Origin of the sequence: Roseococcus thiosulfatophilus (assembly GCF_017311575.1) — a bacterium.
Taxonomy (GTDB): Bacteria; Pseudomonadota; Alphaproteobacteria; order Acetobacterales; family Acetobacteraceae; genus Roseococcus; species Roseococcus thiosulfatophilus.
The window spans coordinates 238211-249377 of the sequence record NZ_JAFFQY010000044.1 but is presented as its reverse complement, the minus strand read 5'-3'; the positions used below and the strand labels follow the sequence as shown (position 1 = coordinate 249377).

Sequence of the window (11167 nt, the reverse complement as noted above, 5' to 3'; positions counted from 1 at the left end):
CCACCCGCCAACGTCCAGGACCGCGACGGCGCGCCGCCACTCATGCGCATCTCGCGCGGCCGCTGGCCCTTCGTGCAACTCGCCTTCATGGATAGCGGCTACACAGGGGACCGCGTCGCCCGTGCCACCGCGATCCGCGTCGAGATCGTGCGCAAGCCGAAGGATCAAGTCGGCTTCGCCGTTCATGCCCGCCGCTGGGTGGTCGAACGCTTCTTTGCCTGGATCGGCCGCAACCGACGTCTCGCCAAGGACTTCGAGGCCACCATCGCCTCCGCCAACGCCTTCCTCTACGCCGCCTCCGTCATCATCCTGCTACGCCGTATCGCACGTTCCGCATGAGATTCGAGACAGACTCTTAGAGAAGCTTATGTCGCGAACGCCAAGGAGGTGTTGCGGGGCGCAACGCCACTGTACCGTCACGGAAAGTCGCGCCGGGGGAGACGTGGCTGAATTCACAGGCTCTGCGCGGCGCCGCCCGCACCATCACCCCTGCCGAAACCGAACCGTGCCACCGGGATCAGAGCGATGCGCCGGACATGGTCGCGCTCCCTCGGAACCCCATACGCTCCAGGAATACTGAAGCGGTCACGACCTCCCCTCGGGCTTCAGATGCTTCTGCGATCCCAGGCGCACGGCCACCAGGTGGTAGGCGCCATCATCTTCCAGGTGCAGGCGCAAGGGTCCGCTGCCGAGAGGCACGCCATCGAGGCTGGCTTGAGCGATGCCACGCTCGAAGCCTTCGGGGTTCTCCACGCGAATCTCGTAGCTGGCCGCGCCATGCCGCAACGTCACCTCGAAGCCCGGCCACTCCGCCGGGATGCAGGGATCGAACAGCAGCGTCCCCGCCTGCAGGCGCAGGCCGATGATGCTCTCCATGCCGGCACGCTGCATCCAACCGGATGAACCGGTGTACCAGCTCCAGCCGCCACGCCCCGCATGCGGTGGCTTGGCGCTGATGTCGGCCGCCACGACATAGGGTTCCACCTTGTAGCGCAGCACGTCGTAGCGTGTGCGCGCGTGGTTGATCGGGTTCAGCATCGCGAAGAGTCGCCCGGCCTTGCCGCCTTCACCCAGCGCGGCGAAGGCCATCACCAGCCACAGCCCCGCATGGGTGTATTGGCCGCCATTCTCGCGCACGCCAGGCGGATAGGCCTTGATGTAGCCGGGGTCCTGCGCGGTCTTGTCGAAAGGGGGGGTGAAGAGCAGCGCCAGGCGCTCCGCCGGGCGGATCAGTTCCCGCTCGGCCGAGGCCATTGCATGGGCGGCGCGCACAGGGTCGCCCGCACCGGACAGCACCGCCCAGGACTGGGCAATGGAATCGATGCGGCATTCCTCGGCCGAGGCCGTGCCGAGTGGCGTGCCGTCATCGTAGAAGCCGCGCCGGTACCAGTCGCCGTCCCATGCCCTGTGTTCCAGTGCGGACCGCAGGGCGGCGGCGTGAGCCTGCCAGGTGGTGGCGCGCCCCGCCTCGCCGCGCAGCGCCGCGCGGGGGTGGAAGGCGGTGAAGGCGCCGTACAGCATCCAGCCGAGCCATACGCTCTCGCCCTCGCCCTTCTCGCCTACGCGGTTCATGCCGTCGTTCCAGTCACCCGTGCCCATCAGCGGCAGGCCGTGCCGGCCGGCCTGCATGCTGGCGTCCAGCGCCCGGGCACAATGCTCGAACAGCGTCGCGGTGGTGGGTGAGGTCTCCGGCTGGAAGAAGCGCTCATGCTCGCCAGGGACGAGGGGTGCTGCGTCCAGGAAGGGCACCTGCTCGTCCAGGACGCCGGCATCGCCGGTGGCGGTGACGTAGTGGTCCACCGCCAAAGCCAGCCAGCCGCGATCGTCGGAAATGCGCGTGCGCACGCCCTGGCCGGAATGCGGCAGCCACCAGTGCTGCACGTCGCCCTCCAGGAACTGGCGCGATGCGGCGCGCAACAGGTGCGCGCGGGTTTCCATGGGGCGGGAGGCGACCAGCGCCATGCCGTCCTGCAACTGGTCGCGGAAGCCATAGGCGCCGCTGGCCTGGTAGAACCCGGCCCGCGCCCACACGCGGCAGGCCAGCGCCTGGTAGAGCAGCCAGCCATTCAGCATGATGTCCATCGGCCGGTCTGGTGTGCGAACCTGGATGCGGCCGAGCACGTCGTTCCAATGCGCCGCGACCTCGGCGGCCACGGCATCGAGGTCCGCCGCGCGATACCGCGTGACCAACGCGCGCGCGGAGATGGCGTCGTCGGCCTGGCCCAGGAAACACACGATTTCCACCCTGCCGTGCGCCGGCAAGGTGACCCGTCGGCGCATGGCGCCGCAGGGATCGAGCCCGCCGCCCACCGTCTTGGAAAGAGGCGCCGCGCCAAGCACTCCGGCCGGCGCCGTCAGCGCGCCGTTGCGACCGAGGAACTCCCGCCGATCGCCCGTCCACTCCGTCTGCTCGCCTGCCAGGTCCAGGAAGGCCACGCGGGAACCGAAGGGGATGTTCCACGGGTTGCGCGCGAACATGGCGCCGGTCTCGGCATCGATCGCCGTGGTCACGAAGGGCAGCGTGGCCGACCGAGACGGGCCGAGCACCCATTCGACATAGGCCGTCACGCTTAACTGCCGCACGCGGCCAGAGAGATTGGTCAGCACGAGGCGCGAGATCTTGAGGCTGTCGCCGAGCGGCACGGACTGCGCGAGCTCCGCGCGGATGTCCTGCGCCTCATGCTCGAAGCGGCTGTAGCCTTGGCCATGCCGCGCCACATAGGTGAGCCCCGCGTCGCGGATGGGCAGCGCGGTGGGGGTCCAGACCGCCCCCGTCTCCTCGTCGCGCAGATAGAAGGCCTCCCCCGGACGATTGGCGACGGGGTCGTTCGACCAGGGCGTCACCTGGTTCTCGCGGCTGTTGACCGCCCAGGTGAACCCGCCGCCCTCCGTCGGCACATGGAAGCCGAAGGCCGGGTTGGCCACGACGTTGATCCAGGGCGCAGGGGTCGATTGGCCGGGACCCAGGATGGTCACGTATTCCCGGCCATCCTTGTCGAACCCCCCCAGCCCGTTGAACAGTTCGAGCGCCGGCGCGGTCCGCGTCCGCAGCGGCGGCGGGGAGGGACTTGCCGGGCCGGCTGGCGATGGCTGCGGCGACGGCATGGTGGCGGCCCTCGCGAAGGTCGAGACACGGTTTATCTGGTCGGCAAGGCTGCCGCGCCGCGCCAGCAGGACCACCCGCGCCGCGGCCATCAGCTGCGCGCGGGCCTCGGTCGAGACGAGGTCGGCCCGGAGGACGTGGATGCGGCCAAGCCTGGGGTCGGCGCTCTGCTGCATGCGGCTGGGCCGCACCAGAGCCTCCAGCGCGTCCTGCAGGTCCTGGACATAGGAGGAATGCCGGTCGTTCAGGAACACGATGTCCACGGCAAGCTGCTTCGCACGCCAATACTCGAAGGCCCGGAGCAGTTCCCGCGCCACGCCCAGGTGATCGGTCTCGCCGATCCGCAGCACCAGGATCGGTAGATCGCCCGAGATGGCCATGGGCCAAAGCCCCGATTGCGCGCCCCCGCCGCGGCAGATCACCTCCGAACTCGCCCGCATGGCCTGCGTGGCATGGACCAGATGCCCGGCCAGGCGCTGGAACAGCGCGGCATGCCCGGGGAGGATGCCCAGGTGGTGCATCTGCACCTGCGCCTGCGTCCAGGCCAGCGTCGCGGCACGCGCGAAGGCGCCGGCGTCTCGTTGCTTGTCCACGGTGTCGAGCAGCGCCTCGCGCGTTGCCGCCGCCATCGTCCAGAAGGCGACGCGCACGACCGCGCCGGGCGCGACGCGGATCCGCCGGCGCAGCGCGAAGATCGGGTCCAGCACGGTGCCCACGGTGCCGGACAGCCTCCGGCCGCGCCCCATCGCGGCCGGCCCGTGCACGTCATGGCCGCGGCCAAGGAAGCGGGCGCGGTCGGTCTCGAACTGAGGCACGATGTCCGCCTCGCCTTCCACCACGCTCAGATGCGCCGCCCAGATGCCGGGATCGTCCGGCCCCCTCTTGCGCCGCGTGGCCAGCAGCGCCCCGAGTTCAGGAAGGTACTCCGTCTCGACGAACAGCTTGGAGAATGCCGGGTGCGCGATGTCGTCCGCCTGCCGGGCCAAGGCCAGTTCAGCGTAGGACGTGACCTCGATCTCGCGGGGGGTCGCGCCGGCATTCGTCACCGAGACGCGCCGCACCTCGGCATCATGCTCGGAGGAGACGATCACCTCGAGCGTGGTGGTCAGCGTGCCATCGGCACGGCTGAATTCGGCGCGGTCCTCGTGGAAGGTCACGCCGTATTGGTCGGGTTTCGCACCCATGGGCTGTGCTGTCGCCGACCACAGCTCGTCAGAGCCGAGGTCGCGCAGGTAGACATACAACCCGGCATCGTCGCAGGTCGCATCCTCCCGCCAACGCGTGATGGCGAGGTTTCCCCACCGCGTGCTGCCGGACCCGGCGGCCGTCAGCATGGTGGACAAGCGACCATTCGACAGCAGGTGGGTGGCCGGCACGGCCTGCTGGGCCGAGGTGAAATGACGGGCGCCCAGGATATCCGGCGCCGTGGGGCGGTCGGCGGATTTCACCTCCACGGCAAATGGCCTGACAACCGCGACCTCGCGTGGCATGCGCTCCTGAAGAAGCAGTTCGGTGGCCTGCACCATGGGCTCCGCATGGAAGCGCCGTCGCATCGCGCCGCCATCCATGGCGGTCGCCAGCGCCACGATCGTCATTCCCTGATGGTGCGCCATGTAGGCGCGGACCAATGCGCTGCCCGCGCCCTTGGGCAAGCGTGTCCTCGTATAGTCCACCGCCTCGTAGAAGCCGAAGCGGCCGCGCGCGGCCCCCTGTGCCAGCACGGCGAGGTTGGCGCAGGCCGCCGCGGGGTCGATCATCGCGGCAAGCGCGGTGGCGTAGGGGGCGATGACCTGGTTTGCGCTCAGCCCGCGCTTCAGCCCGAGGTTCGGTACGCCGAAATTCGAATACTGATAGGTCAGCTCCAGGTCGCGCGCATTGTAGGCGGATTCGGAAATCCCCCATGGGATGCGCAGCGCCGCCGCGTACTCGATCTGCCGGCGCACCACCAGGCGGTTGGTCTGCTCCAACAGGCTGCCATCGGGCGCGCGCATCACCAGCGAGGGCATCAGGTATTCGAACATCGAGCCGGACCACGACACCAGGGCCGCGCTGTGGGCCACGGGCACCATGCCACGGCCCAACCGGAACCAGTGCCGCGCCGGCACATCGCCCTTGGCGATGGCGAAGAAGCTGGCCAGCCGTGCCTCGGAGGCGAGCAGGTCGTAGCAGCTCGAATCCAGGACGCCCTCCGGAACCAGGTAGCCGATCGACAGCAGCGTGCGCTCGGGGTCGAGCAGGAAGCCGAACTCCATCGCCATCGCCATGCCGCGTGCGGCCTCCGCGACGGCGTCAAGTCGCATGGCGAGCGCGGCCCGCGCCGCCTCGTCCAGTTCATGGTCGCGGCGGTGGCTGCGGATCGCCGTGCGGCATGCTTGTGCCCAGAACAGCAGGTCGTCGCCCGCGCCGTTGCCCCGTTCGAACGCCAGGGCCCGGGCGATGTCGAGGACCGTGTCCGCCTGGACGATGGCCGCGGCATGGTCCGGGCTTGCCGGTGCGGTTGCCGCTGCCCCGAGTGCCAGCAGCGCGGCATCGAGCTCCTGCCAGGTGGTTGTCTGGGTCTGGTAGCCATCGTTCAGCCGCGCGGCTTCCTCCCGCGCGAGATCGATCGCATCCATGATCCCTCTCGGGGAGGGCGGCGGCGCCTTTGCGAACTCCTTGCAGGCATTCGCGAGCGCGATGAGATGCCCGGCGAGATTGCCGCTATCCACGGAGGAGATATACCGGGGCGCCAGTGGGCGCAGCGTGCCTGTATCATACCAGTTGAAGAAATGGCCGCGGCAGCGCTCCATCCGCGCCATGGTGGCCAACGTCGCCTCCAGTCGCTCGGCCCCCTCGACGCTGCCGATCCAGCCGAAATCGCGTGCGCTGACGACGGAGAGAAGGTAGAGGCCGATATTCGTCGGGGAGGTGCGCCGCGCCAACACCGGAGCCGGGTCTTCCTGGAAATTGTCCGGCGGCAGCATGTGGTCAGCCTCGGTCACGAATGCCTCGAAGAACCGCCATGTCCGCCGGGCCGTCAGGCGCAGCGCATCGCGTTCGGATGGCGAGATCGCAAGCCGAGCCGCCGTGCGCGGTGCGGAACTCGCCCAGCGCGCCACCGCGGGTGACGCACACCAGAGCAGGGCGAAGCCGCCAGCCAGGAGCCAGTGCTGCGACAGAAGCGCGACGAGGCCGGCCACCGCACCGATGAACACCCCGCCGCTCATCATGCGGAGCAGACCGCCCAGGCCGGGCTTGCGGCGGCGTGCGGCCTCCGCCGCCGGAACCCACTGCAACAGGTGCCGGCGCGAGGCGAGGAGCCGCCAGAGAGTGCGCAGGATCGCATCGCCCATGAGCCAGGCCTGATGCGCAAGGAAGGTGACCAGCAGGCCCGACAGGGCGAGCGCGGTCCCCAGGTCGCGCGCCAGGGCACGGCCGTGGCTGGCGAGGGTCACGCCGCTTCGCCACGGCGCGATGGCGGCGACGACCGGCACCAGCGTAGGCAGGCAGATCGTCGCGAGGATGAAGATGGTCCAGACCATCGCGGCGGCCGGGAGCGGGAGCATCCAGCCGACCAGCAGCGCCACAACCGCCAGCGGCGCGGAGAGCGAGCGGCGAAGGTTGTCGATCATCTTCCAGCGGCCGATCGCCGGCATGGCGAAACGGTCGCCCGCGAGGGCGGGCAGCTGGCGACCCAGGATCCAGGGGAGCAGCTGCCAGTCGCCGCGCGCCCATCGGTGATGGCGCTGCGCGCCCACATCGTATCGCGAGGGAAACTCCTCGACGAGCTCGACATCGGAAGCGAGACCCGACCGGGCGTACACGCCCTCGAACAGGTCGTGGCTCAGCATGGTGGAATCGGGAATCCGCCCCGACAGCGATGCCTCGAAGGCATCGACGTCATAGATGCCCTTGCCGCTGTAGGATCCCTCGCCGAACAGGTCCTGGTAGACGTCGGACACCACCAGCGCGTAGGGATCTATGCCGCCGAGGCTCGAGAAGATGCGCTGAAACACCGACCCCTCGCTGCCGATAGGCTGGGACGGCGTGACGCGCGGTTGCAGCACGGCGTAGCCTTCGACCACCCGGCCGCGCGCGGCATCCATGCGCGGGGCATTGAGGGGATGGGCCATCTTTCCGACCAGCCGGGCCACCGTGTCGCGCGGTAGCCTCGTATCGGCGTCGAGCGTGATGACATAGCGCACGCCTGAAGGCAGGCGCGGCAGGGCGCCGGCGGGGGCGATGAAAGTGGTGTCGCGCGCGCCGCGCAGCAGCCTGTTCAGCTCATGCAGCTTGCCGCGCTTGCGTTCCCAGCCCATCCAGCAGGCCTCGCCGGCGTTCCAGACGCGACGGCGATGCAGCAGGAAGAAGCGGTCGCCATCGGGGCCGGGACCGACACGGCGGTTCAGCTCCGCGATGCCCGCCGCGGCGGTCGCGAGCAGGGTCTCGTCATCGGCCGCGTGCTCGCCCGGCGCATCCGTCCAATCGGTCAGCAGCGCGAAGTGGACGCAGCCCGCAGCGCTGGCCAGGTAATGCACCTCCAGCCGCTCGACCAGTTCGGCGATGGCGGAGCTGGATGTCAGCAAGGTCGGCACCACGACCATGGTCCGAAGCCCGGACGGCACGCCATCCAGCAGTTCCAGCCCCGGGAGAAGTCGCGCGCCGAAGCCGGTCGTGACGGCACGATTGACCAGGGATACGGCCAGGTCCAGGGCCGGGATGGCACCAAGCGCGGCGAGGACCAGCAGCCAAGCCCATCCCAGCCCCGTCGCCGCCATCGCGAGCAGCGCAAGCGTGAGCAGCAGGACCGTCGTGAACGCCACGACGGTGGCATATCCGCCAATGCCCAGGGCACGGCCGAGGCGTGCGAGGCGGGCGTGCAGAGGCGGGCGAAAGCCCAGGGTGATCTCGAACTCACGACGGCCGCCGGCCAGCAGGTGATAGCCGGGATCGGATTTGCGCGGATCGTCGGGCGAGCGCCGCGCCGCGGCCAGGGCGTGGCGCGCCACGTCCAGCTCACTGCTGGTGCATCGCGCGGACAGTTCCTCGATGGCGCCGCGGTAGAGGTTTCGCGTGGCAAAGTCCATGCTGGCGAAGGCGGTGCCGTCCGCCAGGATCTTGTCGACGAGGCTGACGCTCTCGAACATGTCGTTCCAGTTCACGTCGGCGATCAGGCGCATGCTGGTGATGATGTTGCGCACGGTGACGTTCGCGGCGCCTTCGGTCCGGTGCATGTCCTGCACCATCGTCTCGGGGTTCAGGCCCTGCCCTTGCAGGCGCGCATCCAGCCAAGCCAGGGCGGGCATGACCGAGGGGTCCTGATCGCGCAGCCGATGCAGCAACTGCACGGCGAAGGCCTCCGGAAGCGGTCCAGCCCCGACCTCCGCCAATGCGGTGGACGATGGCTCACCAGGCTGTCCGTGCAAACCGAGTAGCCGGTCGGCGATGCGATCGGCTTCCCGTTCGGCGCGCCGCTTGGCGAGCATCCGCTCGGCCAGTCGCCGCAGGTTCTCGATCAGTACGATACGCAGCGTGAGGGAACTGGCCCACAACTCGCCGATGGTGAGGGGCTGCACGCCTTGGTAAGCATTGAGGTAGCGGGTGAACCCGGCAGTCTTGAAGCTGCTGTCGGTATGGGCGACGTAACCCCACGCCACGCCGAAGATGCGAGGGTAGCCTGAGAAAGGGCCGTTGGCGAGCTTCGGCAGCTTACGGTAGAACGTCGGTGGCAGATGAAGCTGCACCTCACGGATCTGTCGTTCGACGAGGTGAAAGTTATCAATCAGCCACTCAGCCGCCGGGGTTATGTAGGAGCCCTGGTCAACTGCTTTTGCAATGACCTTATAACATTCAAGTAACTGGATGGCGTTTTCGGCCAGACGCTTGCCAAGCGGGTCGTAGCGGCCGGTAAGTTTCGTTATGGCCTGTGTGGCCGCCAGGCTTCGTCCATGCGCTTCTAGGCGTTCAATACCGAAAGTTTCCGCTCGCACTGGGTTACCGTCATCCCAGACAGACGCTGAGGCGGGCATCATCCATTCGCGGAGCATGAGCGGGTTGCTCCAATCACCAATGTTCCAGAGGGTAACTCGGTCGGCATGGCTGAGTTGCACGATCGAAACATTTCGGCGAAGCGTGTGTTGACCTTCTCGTTTGAAGAACGTCAGGTCGCGCGGACAAACCGCACTCGTGGCGGCTGTCGGCTTGTCCACGCGGCTGCAGTTGACCCGCTTGCGGGCGATGGCCGCGCGCTCGGCCTCCACGCGTGGCTCGCCGGAGGTGCCTTGCGAAAAAGCGGCGTGGATCGTGTGGATCCTGCGGCAACAGGGCCGCGTCGGTCGCGGCATGGGCCGAAGCTGGACGGCCGCGTCATACCTAGTGGCCGGACACCGGGACGCCGAGGACGCGGGCGCCGGCCATGGTGGCGGTGGGATGTCAGGCCTGGTGCGCGCTCATGAGCTCGAAGACCCGCGGGCGGTCCTCCCTCCCTACGAAGCAGGCCGCCGCCTTTGCCAGAATGTCGCGCTCCGGGCGCAGGTGACGTTTCCGAGCCCGGAGCTTCGCCAGCTTCTCTCACCCGGGGCTGGTCACGCCGCCGTCCTTGCGACCCGCGCCGTCGCGCTCAGGCCGGGCGTGGGCCGTTCAGCCGCCACATGGTCAGGTTTAGCACACCCGCGAAGCTCACCCAGGCCAGGTAGGGCACGAAGAGCCAGGCAGCGGCGGCGCTGACGGGCGCGAAGAGGGCGATACAGGCGGCGATGCTCACCCACAGGGCACAAAGCTCCCAGAAGGCGAGGTCCGGACGGCGCAACCCGAAGAACAGCCAGGACCAGGCGAAGTTCAGAACGAGCTGGATGCCATAGACCGCCAGCGCCAACCCAAAGCCCACCTCGCGCCAGACCAGCCAGCCCGCGACCGCGATGCAGCAGAACAGCACACCCCAGGCCGGCCCGAAGAGCCAGTTGGGCGGGCGCCACCAGGGCTTGCGCAACCCGTCATACCAGGCGCCGGGCGTGAATATGGCGCCCGACGCCGCAGTGGCGAAGCAGGCGGCGAAGAAGCCCAGCAGAGGAAGCCAATCGCTCATTCCGTCCAGCCCATGGTCACGGCCTCCTGGATTTTCAGCGCCTCGACGGTGGCGCCCACATCATGCACCCGCAGGATATGGGCCCCGCGCCGCGCCGCCTCCAGGGCCAGGGCGACACTTCCCGCAACCCGACGCGAAGGCTCGGCCACGCCCGTGATACGCCCGATGAAGCCCTTTCGCGATGCCCCCACCAGGATCGTGCAGCCCAGCCCCGCCAGCAGCGGCAGCCGCGCCACAAGGTCCAGGTTGTCCTGCACCCGCTTGCCGAAGCCGATGCCGGGGTCCACCGCGATGCGCGCGCGGGGAATGCCTGCTTCCTCGCAGGCGGCGACGCGGCGGGCAAGGTGCCCCGCCACCTCGCGCGGGGCATCCGTGTAGGCGACGCCCTGCTGCATGGTGCGCGGATCGAGGGTCCGCATGTGCATCAGCACGACCGGGCAGCCGGCGGCGGCGACGGTGGCGAGGCTCTCCGGATCATGCGCCAGCGCGCTGACATCGTTCACGATGCCGGCCCCCGCGGCAAGCGCTGCGCGCATCGTGGCGGCGTGGCGGGTGTCCACGCTGACAGGGCCCCCCAGGGCCAGCGCCGCGATGACGGGCAGGATGCGCGCCTGCTCCTCCTCGGGCAGGACGGGGGCGGCGCCGGGGCGGGTGCTTTCGCCACCCACATCCAGGATGTCCGCGCCCTCGGCGCGCAGCGCGTGGCCATGGGCGATGGCGGCCTCATGGGCCGCACGTCCATCGCCCGAGAAACTGTCCGGCGTGCAGTTGACGATGCCCATGACCAACGGCCGGAAGCCGTGGCGCGCAATGCCGGCGAAGGCGGGCGGCGGCGTGGTCAGCGCGGCGGGCGCGGCGGCAAGCGGCAGGGGCGCGCCGGCATGGTCGCGCAGCCCCATGAAGGCAAAGGGCCCGCCCTGCAATGGCAGGGCGAGCCCCTTACGGATCGCCTCCTGCGCCGCCGGCCCGTCAAGCAGGCCGTGCGGCTCGATCAGCGTCAA

At 69.2% G+C, this 11167-nt stretch carries 4 protein-coding genes; 1 reads left to right on the top strand and 3 read right to left on the bottom strand.

Annotation, left to right across the window (positions count from 1 at the left end):
* Positions 1–339: transposase (locus JTN19_RS14475; protein WP_206934056.1), on the top strand; the 339-nt coding region annotated here is incomplete at its 5' end.
* A gap of 246 nt (positions 340–585) precedes the next feature.
* Here the strand turns inward: JTN19_RS14475 and JTN19_RS14470 are convergent.
* The 3 genes from JTN19_RS14470 to folP all read right to left on the bottom strand — a co-directional run bounded on the left by JTN19_RS14470 (position 586) and on the right by folP (position 11167).
* A complete protein-coding gene (locus JTN19_RS14470) occupies positions 586–9426 on the bottom strand; it encodes a GH36-type glycosyl hydrolase domain-containing protein (protein WP_242531151.1) in 8841 nt (2946 codons plus the stop codon).
* A 275-nt stretch (positions 9427–9701) separates the two neighbouring features.
* Complete coding sequence (locus tag JTN19_RS14465) at positions 9702–10166, bottom strand: TspO/MBR family protein (protein ID WP_206934054.1); 465 nt, start codon at positions 10164–10166, stop codon at positions 9702–9704.
* Positions 10163–11167: a dihydropteroate synthase gene (gene folP, locus JTN19_RS14460; protein ID WP_206934052.1), complete on the bottom strand. Its 1005-nt coding sequence runs from the start codon at positions 11165–11167 to the stop codon at positions 10163–10165. The genes JTN19_RS14465 and folP overlap by 4 nt, the downstream gene beginning before the upstream one ends.

Coding starts and splice junctions, on each gene's coding strand:
- JTN19_RS14470 (WP_242531151.1), bottom strand. CDS start 9,426: ATGCCGCGACCGACGCGGCCCTGTTGCCGCAGGATCCACACGATCCAC.
- JTN19_RS14465 (WP_206934054.1), bottom strand. CDS start 10,166: ATGAGCGATTGGCTTCCTCTGCTGGGCTTCTTCGCCGCCTGCTTCGCC.